Annotated in this window: 15 protein-coding genes; 5 read left to right on the top strand and 10 right to left on the bottom strand. The window is 64.3% G+C overall.

The features are described 5' to 3' along the window. Positions 1–91: 91 nt before the first annotated feature. Both ACN2XU_RS06415 and ACN2XU_RS06410 read left to right on the top strand, forming a co-directional pair. The gene (locus ACN2XU_RS06415; protein WP_419409579.1) at positions 92–1261 is read left to right on the top strand and encodes a pyridoxal phosphate-dependent aminotransferase; all 1170 of its coding nucleotides are present in this window, start codon (positions 92–94) and stop codon (positions 1259–1261) included. An 11-nt stretch (positions 1262–1272) separates the two neighbouring features. Further along, positions 1273–2223: a 2-hydroxyacid dehydrogenase gene (locus ACN2XU_RS06410; protein ID WP_419409578.1), complete on the top strand. Its 951-nt coding sequence runs from the start codon at positions 1273–1275 to the stop codon at positions 2221–2223. Between the two features lie 205 nt (positions 2224–2428). Here ACN2XU_RS06410 and ACN2XU_RS06405 read toward each other — a convergent pair whose 3' ends face one another. From ACN2XU_RS06405 to ACN2XU_RS06395, 3 genes are all read right to left on the bottom strand, one after another. Continuing rightward, complete coding sequence (locus ACN2XU_RS06405; RefSeq protein ID WP_419409577.1) at positions 2429–3193, bottom strand: SDR family NAD(P)-dependent oxidoreductase; 765 nt, start codon at positions 3191–3193, stop codon at positions 2429–2431. A 735-nt stretch (positions 3194–3928) separates the two neighbouring features. Continuing rightward, positions 3929–4354: a hypothetical protein gene (locus ACN2XU_RS06400; RefSeq protein WP_419409576.1), complete on the bottom strand. Its 426-nt coding sequence runs from the start codon at positions 4352–4354 to the stop codon at positions 3929–3931. Between the two features lie 182 nt (positions 4355–4536). After that, the gene (locus ACN2XU_RS06395; protein ID WP_419409575.1) at positions 4537–4929 is read right to left on the bottom strand and encodes a hypothetical protein; all 393 of its coding nucleotides are present in this window, start codon (positions 4927–4929) and stop codon (positions 4537–4539) included. Between ACN2XU_RS06395 and ACN2XU_RS06390 the strand changes: the two genes are divergently transcribed. Together ACN2XU_RS06390 and ACN2XU_RS06385 are read left to right on the top strand one after the other, a co-directional pair. Continuing rightward, positions 4901–5926, top strand: a complete 1026-nt coding sequence (locus ACN2XU_RS06390; RefSeq protein ID WP_419409574.1) for a hypothetical protein — start codon at positions 4901–4903, stop codon at positions 5924–5926. The two genes, ACN2XU_RS06395 and ACN2XU_RS06390, sit on opposite strands and share 29 nt — an antisense overlap. Positions 5927–5986: 60 nt before the next feature. Further along, positions 5987–6727, top strand: coding sequence for a hypothetical protein (locus tag ACN2XU_RS06385; RefSeq protein WP_419409573.1), 741 nt, complete (start codon positions 5987–5989; stop codon positions 6725–6727). A 434-nt stretch (positions 6728–7161) separates the two neighbouring features. Here ACN2XU_RS06385 and ACN2XU_RS06380 read toward each other — a convergent pair whose 3' ends face one another. Together ACN2XU_RS06380 and ACN2XU_RS06375 are read right to left on the bottom strand one after the other, a co-directional pair. Next, positions 7162–8619 carry an NAD-dependent succinate-semialdehyde dehydrogenase gene (locus tag ACN2XU_RS06380; RefSeq protein ID WP_419409572.1) on the bottom strand — a complete coding sequence of 486 codons (1458 nt, stop codon included), beginning with the start codon at positions 8617–8619 and terminating at the stop codon, positions 7162–7164. Positions 8620–9026: 407 nt separating this feature from the next. Then, positions 9027–9506, bottom strand: coding sequence for an Lrp/AsnC family transcriptional regulator (locus tag ACN2XU_RS06375; protein WP_419409571.1), 480 nt, complete (start codon positions 9504–9506; stop codon positions 9027–9029). Positions 9507–9751: 245 nt separating this feature from the next. Here ACN2XU_RS06375 and doeA point away from each other — a divergent pair, with 245 nt between their 5' ends. Further along, on the top strand, positions 9752–10948 hold the full coding sequence (gene doeA, locus ACN2XU_RS06370; RefSeq protein ID WP_419409570.1) for an ectoine hydrolase DoeA: 1197 nt from the start codon (positions 9752–9754) through the stop codon (positions 10946–10948). Between the two features lie 51 nt (positions 10949–10999). On the opposite strand, the gene ACN2XU_RS06365 is transcribed toward doeA, so the two are convergent. The 5 genes from ACN2XU_RS06365 to ACN2XU_RS06345 all read right to left on the bottom strand — a co-directional run bounded on the left by ACN2XU_RS06365 (position 11000) and on the right by ACN2XU_RS06345 (position 15858). Beyond that, a complete protein-coding gene (locus ACN2XU_RS06365; RefSeq protein WP_419409569.1) occupies positions 11000–12151 on the bottom strand; it encodes an alpha-hydroxy acid oxidase in 1152 nt (383 codons plus the stop codon). After that, a complete protein-coding gene (locus ACN2XU_RS06360) occupies positions 12148–12891 on the bottom strand; it encodes an SDR family oxidoreductase (protein ID WP_419409568.1) in 744 nt (247 codons plus the stop codon). Before ACN2XU_RS06360 ends, ACN2XU_RS06365 begins: the two co-directional genes overlap by 4 nt. A gap of 13 nt (positions 12892–12904) precedes the next feature. Further along, positions 12905–13669: a glucose 1-dehydrogenase gene (locus ACN2XU_RS06355; protein WP_419409567.1), complete on the bottom strand. Its 765-nt coding sequence runs from the start codon at positions 13667–13669 to the stop codon at positions 12905–12907. Positions 13670–13671: 2 nt separating this feature from the next. After that, positions 13672–14982 carry a M24 family metallopeptidase gene (locus tag ACN2XU_RS06350; protein ID WP_419409566.1) on the bottom strand — a complete coding sequence of 437 codons (1311 nt, stop codon included), beginning with the start codon at positions 14980–14982 and terminating at the stop codon, positions 13672–13674. Between the two features lie 66 nt (positions 14983–15048). Further along, positions 15049–15858: an SDR family oxidoreductase gene (locus ACN2XU_RS06345; protein ID WP_419409565.1), complete on the bottom strand. Its 810-nt coding sequence runs from the start codon at positions 15856–15858 to the stop codon at positions 15049–15051. Between the last annotated feature and the right edge of the window lie 9 nt (positions 15859–15867).

Here is a 15867-nt window from a genome sequence, read left to right as displayed (position 1 = left end):
AGCGCGGCGCAAAACCTGCCTCTGGAAACGCCCTCGAATCTGGTATACCAAAATTCTTGACGCGCCGGGACAGGGCGCAGGGAGGATATCTATGACACAGCTCAAATTCGCCGACAGCCTGTCGCGGCTTGGCACGGAATCGGCCTTCATGGTCTTGGCCCGCGCGGGCAAGCTTGCCGCGCAAGGGCGGGACATCATCAACCTTGGCATTGGCCAGCCGGATTTCCAGACGCCGGAGCATATTGTCGAGGCCGGGATCAAGGCGCTGCGCGATGGGCATCACGGTTACACGCCGGCGAATGGTCTGCCGAAACTGCGCGAGGCGGTCAGTGCCGATCTGCATCGCCGTCACGGCGTCGAGGTGAACCCGGACAACGTGGTGGTTCAGCCCGGCGGCAAGCCGACGATGTTCTTTGCCTGCATGATGTTCGGACAGCCGGGCGCGGAGATCATGTACCCCAATCCGGGCTTTCCGATTTATGAATCGGTCATCAAGTATTCCGGTGCGACGCCGGTGCCGATTGCCCTCAAGGAAGAGAACGGCTTTGCCTTTTCCGCCGAAGAGGTGCTTGGCCAGATCACCGAGAAGACCTCCTTGATCATCATCAACTCCCCGGCCAATCCGACCGGCGGCGTCACTCCGCGCGAAGAGATCGACAAGCTGGTCAAGGGGCTTGAGGCGCATCCGCGCGTTGCCCTGATGTCAGACGAGATTTACTCCAACATGCTCTACGGCGGGCGCGAGCATGTCAGCCTGTTGCAGTATCCGGAAATCCGTGATCGGCTGATCATGCTCGACGGCTGGTCCAAGACCTATGCGATGACCGGCTGGCGCCTTGGCTATGCGGTCTGGCCGGATGCCTGTGTGGATCACGTCACGCGCCTGTGCATCAACGATCATTCCTGTGTCAATGCGGCGACGCAATTCGCCGGGATTGCCGCGCTGGAGGGGCCGCAGGATGCGGTGCACGAAATGCTCCGGCACTTCGACGAGCGTCGCCAGATCATCGTTGATGGGCTGAACGCCCTGCCGGGGGTGCGCTGCGCCGATGCGGCCGGTGCCTTCTATGCTTTCCCGAACATCGAGGGCACCGGCCTGAGTGCGATGGACGCGCAGAACCGGTTTCTGGACGAAGCGGGGGTCGCCACCGTGGCGGGCACCTCCTTCGGCCAATGGGGCGAGGGGTATCTGCGCTTTTCCTACGCCAATTCCGCCGACAACATCCGCGAGGCGCTGTCGCGCATCGCCAAGCTTCTGTGAAAGGACACGCCATGAGCCGTACCCCCCTTCTGATCCTCGGTGGCGGCACCACCGCCGAAGACCGCGCCCGCCTGGAGGCCGCGCATGCGTCGGTCTATGCCGCGAACTTCGATGCGTTGGCCGAGGTGGACGCCGAGACCCGCGCGCAGGTGCGGGCCGTTGCCTATCGCGGTCACCACCGCTTTGACGGCGCGGGCATGGATCTGCTTCCGAACCTTGAGGTGATCGCCAACTTCGGTGTGGGCTATGACCAGATCATCGTGCCGGACGCCACGGCGCGCGGCGTCAAGGTGACGAACACGCCGGACGTGCTGAACGATGATGTGGCGGATCTGGCCGTGGCGATGCTTCTGGCGCAGTGCCGCAATATGGTGGCGGGTGACGCGCGCGTGCGCAGCGGCGCATGGCCGGACAAGGGCGAGCTGCCGCTGAACCGCAAGGCCACCGGCTCTACGGTTGGAATCGTGGGCCTTGGCCGCATCGGGCGCGAGATCGCGGACCGGCTGGCGGCCTTCAAGATGGAGATCCACTACACCTCGCGCTCCGAAAAGGAGACGCCGGGCTGGACCTATCACGGAGAGGATGTGGTCAGCCTTGCCCGTGCGGTGGATTTCCTCGTGGTGGCCATCGTCGGCGGCCCGGCCACCGAAAAGACCGTCAGCCGTGAGGCCATCGAGGCGCTTGGCCCGCGCGGTGTGGTGGTCAACATCTCGCGCGGGACCACCATCGACGAAGAGGCTTTGCTCGATGCGCTCGAAGCGGGGACGATCGCCGGTGCGGGCCTTGATGTGTTCGTCGGCGAGCCGGTCGTGAACCCTCGGTTCTTTGCGCTGGACACCGTGCATCTGCAGCCGCACCAGGGCTCGGGCACAGTCGAGACGCGCCGCGCCATGGCGATGCTGCAACTCGAAAACGTGACGGCCTGTCTCGAAGGCAAGCCTTTGGTGACTCCGGTCAACTGATCGCAAACGGCCTGCGCCCAGGCAGGGTGCAGGCTGCTCCCTGCCTGGCGTGTTGCAAACCGGGCAAACCAAAGACTGCAGGGCGCTGTTCTTTCCGTCTTTGGTCCCCAAATACCTCGGGGGAGTCCTGAAAGGGCGGGGGCAGAGCCCCCATCACGCGCCGAAGGCGCGTTGGTCGACGCGCAAAGCGCGGCGAAATCCCTCTTCAGACCGTGCCGCCATCGACGATGAAGGTTTGCGCCGTGCACATCGCGGCATCGTCCGAGGCCAGAAACAGCACCATGTTCGCAAGATAGACCGGGTCGATCAGATCGGGGAGCAGCTGCCGCTCGAGGTGCTTTTCGCGCGCCTGCGGGGTCAGCCAGAGCGTCTGTTGGCGTTCGGTCATGATCCAGCCGGGGGCGATGGCGTTGACGCGGATGCGGTGCTTGCCGAGGTCTGCGGCAAAGCTGCGGGTCATGCCGTGGACGGCGGATTTCGCCGTGGTATAGGCCGGCATGCCGCCCTGCGGCATCATCCAGCTGACCGAGCCCATGTTGATGATCGACCCCTTGCCCGCCGCAATCATCCCCGGTGCCAGCGTCTGTATGGCAAAGAACTGATGGCGCAGGTTGGTGGCCATGCGCTCGTCCCAATAGTCGGGGGTCACCGTTTCCCAGCCGTGGCGGTCGTCGCGAGCGGCGTTGTTGACCAGCACCAGCGGCGCGCCGATGCGGGTTTCGATCCGGGCAAAGGCAGCCTTCATCGCTTCGATGTCGCGCAGATCGCATGGCTCGAAGGCGATGTCGGCCCCGAGCGGCGCAAGCTTTTCAAGCAGGGCGGCGGCGGCCGTTTCGTCGAAGTCGACGAAGGCGGGTCTCGCCCCCTGCCGCGCGAAGGCCTCGACCATGGCTGCGCCGATCCCGGAGGCGCCGCCGGTGATCAGCACGGGCAGGTCTTTGAGGCTGGGGTAGGTGGCGAAGTCGGTCATCGGGGTTTTCCTGTGCTGCGTCGTTTTCGCGGCATATTCCCGGAAGCGGATGCGGTTTGGAAGGGCGTGCCGTTCATTGGGGCAAAAAAGAAAGCCGGACGGCAATCCCCTGACGGATGTGCAAAGGTGCGCGGCCGGACTGAGGGAGCGGTCATCACGAGGAGGCTCGTCCGGTTCGGGCTCAAATGTCCCACGTCCTGCCGCCTCATTTTTGCGCGTGCGGCGAGTAACCCTCCGGCGCGGCGGGGCTGCAGGTGTTCTTGGATTGGCGGCCGGGCAGGTGGCCTCAAGGGCGCGCTGGTTCTTTCTGCCACCGCCCGGAACCTCCGCGAACTGGCCAGGATCCTTGCTTCACAGCAATCTCGAAACGCCCGACAAGAAAGGCGCTCATGCCCTTACCCGCAGTCGATAGTCTGCACCCGCGAACGGGTGTTTTTCACGAGATCGGTGGAAATCCGACCTTCGCAGTGTTCCTGTACGCAGGGCAGCGATGCTCAGGAGGCCTCCGTTTCTTGTGCCAGACGTGGCGATCCCGATCTGCATGTCGGTCCCGACCGGCTCGAAGATCAATCGGCTGTCTCAGCTCACCGATGCGTACTCATTGATATGAGTATCGCGCATTCTGTCGACCTGGCGGCAGCATCCCCGAAACAGGCTCTCGCTGGTTGCCTCGCAAACGCGCAGCATTGTCTTCCCCGGCGCGCAAACCGGCCATCCACGTCAAAGAGATGCCAGTCAGCCAAGAGGTCGGGCGACCGAGGTTTGCTGCTGTCCGCCTGTCCGCCCTGATCCGAATTGTTCACGTGATCTCAGGCAATCGAATACATGGGTGGTTGTCGCCTCATGACCGAAAAGCCCGACCTTGGGGCGCGTGGGACTGTTCGGGGTCGGTGGGCAGGATGACGCGGACATCCAAGGCGAGCCCTTGCTCGGTTGGCGCGCGCCCGACACCCTCTCGCTAATCCGGTCCATTATGAAATCGGTTTGCCGGTAGATCATCAGATCCGCACTATCCGGGACGGGCAGAACCGTCACCCGGGAACTGCGGGCTTCGAGCTGCCGGTACTCGTAGAGATCAAACAGCCCGTCTTCGGTTGGCACCATGCTCAGCATTGGAATGGTCAACCGATCGATCGCTCCATCGACCGGAGCATGGAACATCTGCATGTCCCGGACAAACCTGCGGGGGCCCTGTACGACAAGATGCGGGCAAGCGTCGCGCACCAGAGATGCCATTGCGGGGGTGCGGCAGATTTCAAGGTCAAGCGGTGTCGACGCGTGTGCGCGGCCCAGGTGCCAATCCACGCAGTAGCGTCGGATCAAGCGCTGGCCAGCCCTGGCAATCAGTTCCAATAGCCGCGGTGCCGTTCCGGCAAGCCGCAAGAGCGTGGCCTGGGGCACCGGGAGCTTGCGAAATGCCGCTCTGTTGCCTCGGCATTCACGGACGCGATCCGCAAATCCGGACTGATCACCACCGCAGGACCGGAAACCTCGGAGACAAGCCGTTCCAACGGATCTTCGAAGATTTGCAAGTCCAGACGGTCGAGCGTGTCCGCAGCAAGGTCCATTTGCTTGAAGAACGCGGCCGAGAAATGCCGCTCGAACACACGGGCTGCCGTATCGAGCGCATTGAGTTTCTGGTTCCAGCTTTCGATGAGGCTGTCGAAGGCAGCTTGATCCACAAACGCCCGGACCGTGTCAGATACGATGTCCAGATCAAGTTCGGTCGGGTTCACCGCCCATGCGGTTGGCTTCGGACTGCAGGGCGCCGAGACAGCGGCGCTGGAATGCCGCGCTACGGAGGCAGGCGGGCGGCATTTCGATGCGGGTGACGCGCGCGCCCTCGACCAGACACTTGCTGCGCTGGCAGTGCAGGAGTCGGAGGCTGCGTTGCCGCCAGACCCAGTTGCCACCCGCAGGGCACCGGATACCATTGGCCGCGCATCACGCTTCGACGTGTCTTGGACCGGGCCCGCCCGCGCGGGGGATTACATCGACATGGCCCCGTTTGACGGGGCAGGCACCCATTCCCTCGACTCTGTCGCCGTTGAGGCCGGATCCGACAGCCTGTCGCTGACCATGCCAGCCGAACTCGGCGAATATGTGGTACGCTGCGTGCAGCCGCTGACTGCGGAGGAGCAGGCAAGGATCGCGGATGGCACGCGTGAGCGCGCGCTGCTGTTCCAGCAGGCACTGACCGTTGTCGCCGATGCCCCCGATTGGTCGGCAGACATACGCGAAACAGACGCGGATACCGCGCCCTCTGCGGCCGAAACCGCCACCACGCAAGCGGACGGGCAAAGTTCGGCACCTGCAACAGCAGGGGCGGGGAGCACCGGGTCCGAACCCGAAGACGCGGCGCTTGCTGAGGATGTCGCCTATCTCTGCGAAGAGCAGCTTGGTTGCCAGATCGACGATCCCGAGACCGGCATCAGCTTTTTCCTGCGTCAGGGCTGGGGCACGGATTTTCTCTATCGTGACGGTCCTGGCGCACCGGTGCGCAGCCCCATTTTCGATAGTGCACGCAGTGCGCGTCTGGTTCCGAACGCCCCTGCCGAGATAACGGACGGGATGCTCTGCCTGCCCTCGACCATGGGGCCGGTCTGTAACCTGACGCCGGATTGTCCCGCAGCCCGGCTTGGAGCCGCGTTGCTGCTTCAAACCGTTCAACCCCTAAACTGTTTATTCAGGACTGCATCATGCAAACGTTCTGTTTTCATAATGTTTCATTGATGACCGCGGCGGTCTTTGGTCTTGCCCCGTGCGCGGCGCTGGCCGATAGCATCGGCTCCGGTGCTCTATTGCACGCCGGGCGAAGGCTGCGCAGCAGGACAGGCACAGATAGGCGAATCTGCTGCGGGCGTGCTGTTTGGCCAATCGTTCACGCCGGGCGAGGTCACGATTGTCTATCTCGCTGGCAGCCGGGACCCTTCGCTTGTGCCGCTGGCGCCCGCAGCCGTGCATCAGGCGTATGGCGGCGAAGGGCAGATGACGCGGCTCAGCTTTCTTCCCGGCGAGGCAATTCGTGATGATGCCGTCATGGTCTTCGCGCCGGGGGATGAGGGAAGGAGTGGGTCATTGATCTTTTTCCCGAAGCAGGCGATGGCGGGAACATACCGCGCGACGGCCTTTGGCGGGTCACGTCGCGCGATCAGACGTTCACCAAATGCCCTGCGCAAATGGAAACCATGCTGCGCGGCTCCGGCATGGATTGATGCCCAATCGGAGACCCACCACATCGACTGGGGCAGACGCTTCGACTCGGCGGTGCTTGACTTCATGAATGGCGAAGTCCAGCAGGTCACCTGGCGAAGGGTCGGCCCCAACGCTTGTAAAGGCGCGCTGTTCGAGGTTGCCTCCGGGCCCGGTAAAGTCGGGGCTGGTGTCGGCACGGAAATCACCTCACCCACGCAGATCGGCTCTCATGTCGATCTCTTGATCGGCGCGTTGATGGGGATGGACAGCCTATCGGCTCTGGGTCTGTCTGACTGTACGGTCTACATGACCTTCGATATCGACCATGTGCCGGATTGAGACGCGAAACCGTCGATTGATTTGCGCCTGCCGGGTTTCATGGCCACGGACCCGAACCCGTGAATCTTGCCCCGTCTTGTCCACGCTCCCCCAAACCAAAGGGCGGACAACCGAAGGCGCGTTTCACACCGACCAAACCGACTGGCTTTGTAGGGCCGCTTTGGCGGTGCCTCAACTGTGCTGCTGCATCGCGGCGCATGCACGCGCGCCGTCCACCCTGCCACAGGCGTTCGAGGGTGCAGAACGCACTGAGCACCGGTCGCGAAGGCAAGGACGGTCCGCACACCCGGCATCGCAATCCAATTTGCCCCCGCAATGCACTGCGGGGGCGTTTCTTCTTGGACACCATGTTCCCATGTGGGTGGACACGGCGCTTGGACAGCCTCGGCAGGGCGCGCGCTTGCAGTCCGCGCCGTTGGGTGCGTCGCGGGCGCTCAGCCCCAGTCGCGGCAGACGTATTTGATGTCCGTAAAGGCTTCCAGCCCCTGCCGCGCGCCCTCACGGCCCAGTCCGGACTGTTTGGTCCCGCCGAAGGGGATCGGGGCGCCGGTGACCTTGGTGCGGTTGACCGCGACCATGCCGAACTGCAGGGCGCGGGTCAGGCGGTAGATGCGGCGCGGGTCCTGACTGTGGACATAGGCGACGAGGCCGTATTCGGTGGCATTCGCCCGGGCGATGACCTCCTCTTCGGTATCGAAGGGGGTGATGGGCGCGACGGGACCGAAGTTCTCCTCTGACATGATCGCGGCGGTGTCGGGCACGTCGGTGAGGACGGTGGGCGGGAAGAAGAGCGGGCCTTTCTCGTCGTCGACCGCGCCGCCGCTGACGAGCTTGGCGCCTTTGGCGAGGGCATCCTTGACCTGCTCCACCTGCTTGGCGATGGCCTTTTCATTGATCAGCGGGCCGATGTCCGGATTGTCCATGCCTTTGCCCATGGTCAGCTTTCCCACGGCGGCGGCGAAGCGGGTGCAGAAGGCGTCGTAGACGTCGCGGTGTACGTAAAAGCGGTTGGCGCCGAGGCAGTCCTGACCGGAGGTGGCGAATTTGGCTTTCACCGCTTCGGCCACCGCGCGGTCGAGATCGGCGCTGGGAAAGACGATGAATGGCGCATGTCCGCCGAGTTCGAGCACCAGCCGTTTCACGGTATCGGCGGACTGGCGGTAGAGCAGTTTGCCGACTTCGGTGGAGCCGGTGAACGAGAGCGCCCGAACCCGCGGATCGGCGGTCCATTCGCCAACGATGGCGGGCGCGTCGCCGATAACGGTGTTGATCACACCGTCCGGGAATGCCGCGCGCCGGGCCAGTTCGGCCAGTGCCAGCGCCGAGAGCGGGGTTTCGGCGGAAGGGTGGATAACCACGGTGCACCCGGCGGCCAGCGCTGCGGCGGCCTTGCGGGTGATCATGGCGCAGGGAAAGTTCCACGGGGTGATGAGCGCGGCAACGCCGACCGGTTCGCGCCAGAGTTCCATTTCCGCGTCGGGCAGGTGGCTGGTGACGCCTTCGATGTTGGGGCGCAGGGCCTCCTCGGCGTAGAATTGCACGAAGCTGGCGGCATAGTCGATTTCGCCGCGCGCCTCGGAGATTGGTTTGCCCTGTTCGGCGGTCATGATGCGGGCGAGATCTTCCTTGGCTTCCATGATCAGGTCATGCCAGCGGTGCAGGATCGTCGCGCGGTTCTGCGGCAGCATCGTGGACCAGCCGGGGAAGGCGGCGTCGGCGGCATCCACGGCGGCACGGGCGCCGGTGGCGTCACTGAGTGCGACCTGCGCCACGAGATCGCCGGTGGCGGGATCGCGCACGGCAAGGCGGCCCTGTCCCGGGAAATCCCCCGTGGTTTGCAGAAGGGCGGTGTCGGTGATCCAGGCCTCGAGGGCGCGCGTCATCTTGGTCATGGGAAGTGGTCTCCTTTCCCCATGAATTTGGCACGGCGCGGGCAGAGGGTTTGCCTGTTTGGTGCGCCCCGGGGAGAGGAAGTCTCTTTGCTTGGGCGGCGGGGGAGAGGATTTGTCTTGGGGAATTGAAAGCGCGGTGGCCCGGAACCGGTGTCTGAATTCTGTTCCTGACCGGTCCCGGGCCGCACTGCCGGACAGCCTGTCGTCACAGGCAGACCGCCGGGTCGTGGCATGGCGACAGCACGCTGTTTCTCCGCAATTTCATTCACCCACCGGTGTGCGTGTCAGGGGCGCGACGGCCCAGGCGCCGGCTTCAAGGGGGCGTCGAATTGCTTGCCCGTGCTGCGGGCACGGGATTGCTGACCGATCGAGCGCTTCGGGCCGATGTTACCGCGCCGCCATGCTTTTCAACGCCGCAGCAGGCCCATCGCCGGGGGATCGTTCTTGACCGGTTTGGTCACGATATAGCTGTAGTAGCGTCGCACGCCCGCGCGGCTTTCGAGCAGACCGTCCATGAGATCCTGAAAGCGCGCCACATCGGGGCAGACGATCTGCATCAGGTAGTCATAGCCGCCGCCGATGGCCCAGCAGCCGGTCACCGCGTCCATGCGTGCGACGGTGCGTTCGAAGAGCTGGAAGGTCTCGGCCTTGTGGCTGTCGAGCTCGACGGTGACGAAGACCTGCACATGCGGGCCGAGGCGGTCGAGGTCGATCTCGGCGTGGTAGCCCCGGATCAGCCCGGCCTTTTCCAGCCGCTTCATCCGGTCCCAGCACGGCGTCGGCGAGAGGTTGACCCGCGCGGCCAGCTCGGTCTTGGCGATGCGGCCCTCGCGGCACAGGGTGGCGAGGATGGCGATGTCGCGCTCATCAAGGCGTGTCTGATCCATAACCGTGGTTGTTTCGCCCCGCCGTGGGATTGTCAACGGTGGCGCTGTGCGGCGGAGCGTGGCGGGCGTCCCGGCTGATCAAAACCGCGCCGCTGATCGCAGCTGCGCTATTTTCTGTCGCGCTTGACCTTGCAGGGCAGGGCTTTGCCCTGCAGGATCGGCCCATGCGGCGGGACGGGCCAAGGCCCGGCGCTGCCTGCCGGTTGCCGTCTCGGCTCCGGACAGAACGGACTGGAAAGGCCTCTATGAACAAATTGCAGAGAACGCCCGAGCGTTACACAACCGAAGAGTATCGCGAACGGCTGGTCCGGATCCGGGCCAAGATGGAGAAGCAGGGTCTGGACATGATGATCCTGTCGGACCCGTCCAACATGAGCTGGATCTCCGGGTATGGCGGCTGGTCCTTCTATGTGCATCAATGCGTGATCGTGCCACCGACCGGCGATCCGATCTGGTACGGGCGCGGGCAGGATGCCCAAGGTGCCTATCGCACGGTATGGATGAGCCGGGACAACGTGATCGGTTATCCCGACCATTACGTGCAATCCACCGAGCGCCACCCGATGGAATACCTGTGCGAGCAGCTCACGGACATGGGGCTGGCCAAGGGGACCATTGGCGTCGAGATGGACAACTACTGGTTCTCCGCCCGCGCCTATGAGCGGCTGCAGCACGGCATGCCGAATGCCAAGTTTCAGGACGTCACCGCCTTCATCAACTGGGAGCGGGCGGTGAAATCCGACAAGGAGCTGGAGTACATGCGGCAGGCGGCGCGGATCGTCGAGCGCATGCACCACCGCATCGCGGACAAGATCGAAGTGGGCGTGCGCAAATGCGATCTGGTGGCCGAGATCTACGACGCCGGGCTGCGTTATGACGAATGGTATGAACACGGCGGCGATTATCCCGCCATCGTGCCGCTGCTGCCGTCGGGGCCGGACGCCGCCGCGCCGCATCTGACCTGGGACGATCTGCCGATGAAGGCGAACGAGGGCACGTTCTTCGAGATCGCGGGCTGCTATCAGCGCTATCACGTGCCGCTGTCGCGGACGATTTTCCTCGGCGAGCCGCCACAGTACATCCTCGATGCCGAAGAGGCGGTGCTGGAAGGGATGGACCGGGGGCTGGAGGCCGCGCGGGCGGGGAACACCTGCCACGACATCGCGGATGCCTTCTTCAAGTCGCTGGAGAAACGCGGGATCGTCAAGGACAACCGGTGTGGCTATTCCATCGGGCTAAGCTATCCGCCGGATTGGGGCGAGCGGACGATGTCCCTGCGGCGCGGGGATATGACCGAGCTGAAACCGGGGATGACCTTCCACTTCATGACCGGCCTGTGGATGGACACCTGGGGTTACGAGACCACGGAGTCCATCGCCATCACCGACGATGCGCCGGAAGTGTTCTGTGACATCCCGCGCAAAATGCTGGTCAAGAACTGAGGCTGGGGCCGGGCCGGGCGAACCCGGCCTGATGCCCTGCTTCGGGGGCGGTCATGCGCCCTGTGGCGGCCTTGTGAGATCGGCGGGGCCGACGGCGTTGATCGACGGCGCGCCGAGTTGCCCGAGGGCGCGCACGAGCTCCAGTTTGAGGATTTCCATGGCGCGCTCCGCCCCGGCATTCCCGCCGGCGCCGACGCCATAGGCCAGCGCGCGACCGGTCATGGCGAAATCCGCGCCAAGGGCTTTGGCGCGGATCAGGTCCGCGCCGCGACGGATGCCGCTGTCGACAAGGACGCTCATGCGCCCCGCGACGGCCCCGGCGATGGCCGGGAGCACGTCGGCGGTTGCCGGGCCGAAAGCCACTTGCCGCCCACCGTGGTTGGACACCACGATCCCGTCACACCCGATCTCTGCGCAGCGGACCGCGTCATCGTGGTGCAGGATGCCCTTGACCAGCAGCTTTCCGCGCCACCGCGCCCGCAGCTCTTTAAGGCTCTCCCAGGAAAAGCCCGGTGTGATCAGCGTCTTTTGCACCTCGGCGTAAGACGTGGCCTGCTGGAGAAGATCGGCATAGTTGGCGACATTGGGCGTGCCATGCCGGAGGCTGGTCAACGCCCAGGTCGGGTTGAGCGCGCATTGTACCACGACTTCGGGGGTGAACCGGAACGGAACGGCGAGTTGATTGCGGATGTCGCGGTCGCGTTTTCCGGCGGCGGGCACGTCGGCGGTGACCATCATCACCTCATAATCGGCGGCCTCGGCGCGGGCGATCAGCCCGTCGGTCACGCTCGGATCGCTGGAGACATAGAGCTGAAACCAGCCATTGCCCTCAGCGGCCTCGGCCAGCCGTTCGAGCGTGGTTGAGGAGGCGGAGCTGGCGACGTAGGGGATGTTCTCGCGCTTGCACAGCCGCGCCAGCGTCAGGTCCGCATCGGGCCAGAAGGCATTGAGCATCCCGATCGGGGCCATGGCGAAGGGCAGGGCATAATTCGTGCCGAACAGCGTGGTACGCGTGTCGATCTCGGAGACGTCGACCATGTAGCGCGGGGTCAGCTCGACCTCTTCGAAGGCTTCGGAGTTGCGCCGCAGGTTGCGTTCGGATTCCGCGCCGCCATCCACCAGATCGAAGGCGAAGCGCGGAATCCGCCGCCGCGCGATCTGGCGCAGATCCTCGATGGAGGCGGCGCGCTCCAGTGCCGTCATATCGACCACCCGCCGTCCACGGCAAAGGCCTGACCGGTGGTAAAGGCCGACATGTCGCCTGCCAGATAGCACACCATTTCCGCGATTTCCTCCGGCGTGCCGAGCCGTCCCATCGGCTGACGGGCCTTGAAGGCGGCCAAGGCCGTGTCGAAATCGCCGGTGGCGCGCAGGCGATCCTCAAGCGAGGGACTCTGAACTGTGCCGGGGCAGATGGCGTTGCAGCGGATGCCGTCCTTGACGAAATCAGCGGCGATGGACTTGGTCATGCCGATGATCGCGGCCTTGGAGGCGCCATAGGCAAAGCGGCGCGGCGCGCCTTTTTCGCTGGACACGATGGAAGCGATATTGACGATGGAGCCCGCGCCCGCATGCAGCATGCCGGGCAGGACCGCCTTGGTCAGGCGGAACATGGACTTGGCGTTGAGATCGAAGGAGCGGTCCCAGGCCGTCTCCGCACAGTCGAGGATCGAGCCGTCATGGACCCAGCCGGCGCAGTTCACGAGGATATGGATTGGTCCGGAGGACTTGATCAGCGCCTGCACGGCGGCCGCATCGAGTACGTCCAGCTGTTCGGCGCGGATGTTGTCGGAGCCTTCGGAGACGGACGCGACGGCGGCGCCGTCGATGTCGGTGGCGATCACCTGCGCCCCGAGCCGGGCAAGCGCCTCGGCTGAAGCGCGGCCAATGCCGTTTCCGGCGGCGGTGACAAGAGCCGTCTTGCCGTCAAGTGTGTGTGTCATGGGGGCCTCCTGGTTAGCGGGCGAGCCAGCCGCCGTCGACGGTCACGGTGCTGCCATGGCAATAGGCGGCGGCATCGGAGGCGAGGAAGACAGCCGCGCCCGCGATCTCGTGCGGTTCGGCGAAACGGCCTGCGGGAATGCGGTCGAGCAAGGCGCGGGAGCGATCGGGATCATCGCGCAATGCCTGCGTGTTGTCGGTGGCGGTGTAGCCCGGCGCGATGGCATTGACGTTGACGCCGTGCGGCGCCCATTCGTTGCACAGCGCGCGGGTCAGTCCGGTGACAGCGTGTTTGCTGGCGGCGTAGGCGGGCACGCGAAGGCCGCCCTGCGTGGCCAGAACGGAGGAGACGATGACGATCTTGCCCGCGCCCTGCGCCACCATGTGCCGCCCGGCGGCCTGCGACAACAGCCAAACGGAATCGAGGTTGACCGACAGCACGCGCCGCCAGTCTTCGAGCGGCATGTCGGTGCTGTCCTCGCGGTGGATGATCCCGGCGTTGTTCACGAGGATATCCAGCCCGCCAAGCGCCTCCCTTGCAAAGCGCACCACCTCTTCGGCGGCGGCCCGGTCCATGCCGGTGAAATCGGCCTTGACGGCGGCGCCCTTGACGCCGAGCGCCGCGATCTTGTCGAGGGTCTCTTCGGGCGCGTGGCTGCGATAGGTCAGCACCACATCGGCCCCGGCGGCAGCAAGGGCAAGGGCGATGCCCTCGCCGATGCCGGTTGCGCCGCCGGTGACAAGGGCCTTGCGGCCGGTCAGGTCAAACGGATTGCTCATGATCAGTACCGGTTCGCGATGGGCAGCTCTTCGGCCGGGAACAGCGAGATCACCTCGCAGCCTGTTTCGGTCACGACCACCTCTTCTTCGATCCGCGCCGCCGAATAGCCGTCCGTCGCCGGGCAATAGGTTTCCAGCGCAAAGACCATGCCGGTCTGGATCTCCATCGGGTGCTCCATGCTGACCGCGCGGGAGATGATCGGGCGTTCGTGCAGGGCAAGGCCAAGGCCGTGGCCGAACTGCAAGCCAAAGGCCTGATCTTCGTTCTCGAAGCCGAGGGATTCGGCGGTGGGCCAGACGGCGGCGACCTTGTCCGTGGTGACGCCCGGCTTGATCATCGCAATCGAGGCGTCGATCCATTCGCGGGCCTTCACGTAGGCGTCGTTTTGCGACGGGGTCGCCCGGCCCACGTTGAACGTGCGGTAATAACAGGTTCGATACCCCTGATAGGATTGAAGAATATCAAAGAAAGCCTGATCGCCGGGACGGATCAGACGGTCGGTGAAGTTGTGCGGATGCGGATTACAACGCTCGCCGGAAATAGCGTTGATCGCCTCCACATCATCCGAGCCCATCTCGTAGAGCAGCTTGTTCGACATGGCGACGATGTCGTTCTCGCGCACGCCGGGTTTCAGCTCTTCGTAGATCATGTGATAGACGCCATCGACCATCGCGGCGGCTTGCGTCAGAAGCTGGATTTCGTCCCAGTTCTTGATCTCACGGGCGGCGAGCATGATCTGCTGGCCGTCGACCACGTTGATGCCCTCTTCGCGCAGCGCGTGGAACATCGCCGTTTCGGCATAATCCACACCCACCGGCATGTTGGCCATGCCCGCGTCCTTGATCAGCTGCGCGATCATCTTGGCATATTTCTTCATCAGGCCGAACTCGGGCGGAATGGTGCCACGCATGCCGACAACGCCGGCCAGGCAGTGATCCGGCTCCAGCCAGTCGGAATACCGCTTGTGATGGACGGCGGCCGAGCCGAAATCCCAGACATAGGGGCTGTCGTCGCCGGTCAGCAGGCAGAAGCGGCACATCTTGTCCCGTTCCCATTCGCCGATCTTGGTCGAGGTCACATAGCGGATGTTGTTCACATCGAAGAGCAGCAAGGAGCCTGCCTGCGAGTTCTGCAAGCTCTGACGGGTGCGGGCAAGACGGTAGCGGCGCAGCCGGTCGTGATCGACCCGGCGTTCGAAATCGACAGAGCTGTGACCCCAGGCCGGGATCTTGTCCCGCCATTCCCAGTTGGTCTCAAGGTCCTGCGGGGTGAGCAGGTTCGGCATCAAGGCATTGCCTGGACGTTCTGACATAGGATGCTCCTTTCGGGCGCGACCATGCGCACCCGGTTTGTGAATGAAAGCAGGGGGGGTGACGCGTTACTGGATGCACCAGCCGCCGTCGATGTGGACCATCTGGCCGGTCATGTAGTCGCTGTCGTCACTGGCGAGAAACGAGGCGGTGCCGGTGATGTCCTTTGGGTAGGATACGCGCTTGATCTGCAGCGCGTCGCGGACGATGTCGTCATAGGCCTGGCCTTCGCGCTCCTTGAAGCCGATGTCGACGAGGTCCTTGTCGAGCTGCTCCCAGAGCGGTGTCACCACAACGCCCGGCGCATAGCCGTTCACGGTGATGTTGTGTTCGGCCAGACCGATGGCACCGCAGTGGGTCAGCGCAAGGCAGCCGTATTTCGAAGTGCAGTAGACAGTCACGTCCACCAGCGGTTTGCGCGACGCGATGGAGCCGACGTTGATCAGCTTGTAGGGGTGATCCTCCATTGGCCCCTGCTTGATCATCTGGCGGGCGGTTTCCTGCATGCCCAGCCACATCGCCTTGGTGTTGACGTTCATGATCATGTCCCAGTTGTCTTCGTCGATATCCATGAAGAACCGGGGTTTGTTCAGACCCGCGTTGAACAGGCCCACGTTGATCGAGCCAAAAGCCTCGACGGTGGCGGCGACGGCAGCGGCGTTGTCCTCGCGCTTGGTCACGTCCATCTTGACGGGAAACGCCTTGCCGTTTCCGGCGGCGTTGATGCTGCCCGCGACTTTGGTGGCCTCTTCGAGATCAAGATCCCCGAGGCAGACATTGGCGCCCTGCGCGGCGAAGGCCTCGGCATTGGCGGCGCCCATGCCGCGTCCGGCGCCGGTGATCAGAATGTTTTTCCCTTTCAGGCGATTGGGGTCCATGGTCTCTCC

Origin of the sequence: Pacificoceanicola niger (genome assembly GCF_048553275.1) — a bacterium.
Lineage (GTDB): Bacteria > Pseudomonadota > Alphaproteobacteria > Rhodobacterales > Rhodobacteraceae > Pacificoceanicola.
Note: the sequence above shows the minus strand (reverse complement) of the source record. Positions and strands in the feature narration are given on the sequence as shown.

What these genes read in the sequence shown, in the direction of transcription:
- ACN2XU_RS06390 (WP_419409574.1), top strand. Translation starts at nt 4,901, where the DNA reads ATGTCCAGATCAAGTTCGGTCGGGTTCACCGCCCATGCGGTTGGCTTC.
- ACN2XU_RS06400 (WP_419409576.1), bottom strand. Translation starts at nt 4,354, where the DNA reads ATGTTCCATGCTCCGGTCGATGGAGCGATCGATCGGTTGACCATTCCA.
- ACN2XU_RS06345 (WP_419409565.1), bottom strand. Translation starts at nt 15,858, where the DNA reads ATGGACCCCAATCGCCTGAAAGGGAAAAACATTCTGATCACCGGCGCC.
- ACN2XU_RS06405 (WP_419409577.1), bottom strand. Translation starts at nt 3,193, where the DNA reads ATGACCGACTTCGCCACCTACCCCAGCCTCAAAGACCTGCCCGTGCTG.
- ACN2XU_RS06360 (WP_419409568.1), bottom strand. Translation starts at nt 12,891, where the DNA reads ATGACACACACACTTGACGGCAAGACGGCTCTTGTCACCGCCGCCGGA.
- ACN2XU_RS06375 (WP_419409571.1), bottom strand. Translation starts at nt 9,506, where the DNA reads ATGGATCAGACACGCCTTGATGAGCGCGACATCGCCATCCTCGCCACC.
- ACN2XU_RS06380 (WP_419409572.1), bottom strand. Translation starts at nt 8,619, where the DNA reads ATGACCAAGATGACGCGCGCCCTCGAGGCCTGGATCACCGACACCGCC.
- ACN2XU_RS06365 (WP_419409569.1), bottom strand. Translation starts at nt 12,151, where the DNA reads ATGACGGCACTGGAGCGCGCCGCCTCCATCGAGGATCTGCGCCAGATC.
- ACN2XU_RS06410 (WP_419409578.1), top strand. Translation starts at nt 1,273, where the DNA reads ATGAGCCGTACCCCCCTTCTGATCCTCGGTGGCGGCACCACCGCCGAA.
- ACN2XU_RS06350 (WP_419409566.1), bottom strand. Translation starts at nt 14,982, where the DNA reads ATGTCAGAACGTCCAGGCAATGCCTTGATGCCGAACCTGCTCACCCCG.
- ACN2XU_RS06355 (WP_419409567.1), bottom strand. Translation starts at nt 13,669, where the DNA reads ATGAGCAATCCGTTTGACCTGACCGGCCGCAAGGCCCTTGTCACCGGC.
- ACN2XU_RS06415 (WP_419409579.1), top strand. Translation starts at nt 92, where the DNA reads ATGACACAGCTCAAATTCGCCGACAGCCTGTCGCGGCTTGGCACGGAA.
- doeA (WP_419409570.1), top strand. Translation starts at nt 9,752, where the DNA reads ATGAACAAATTGCAGAGAACGCCCGAGCGTTACACAACCGAAGAGTAT.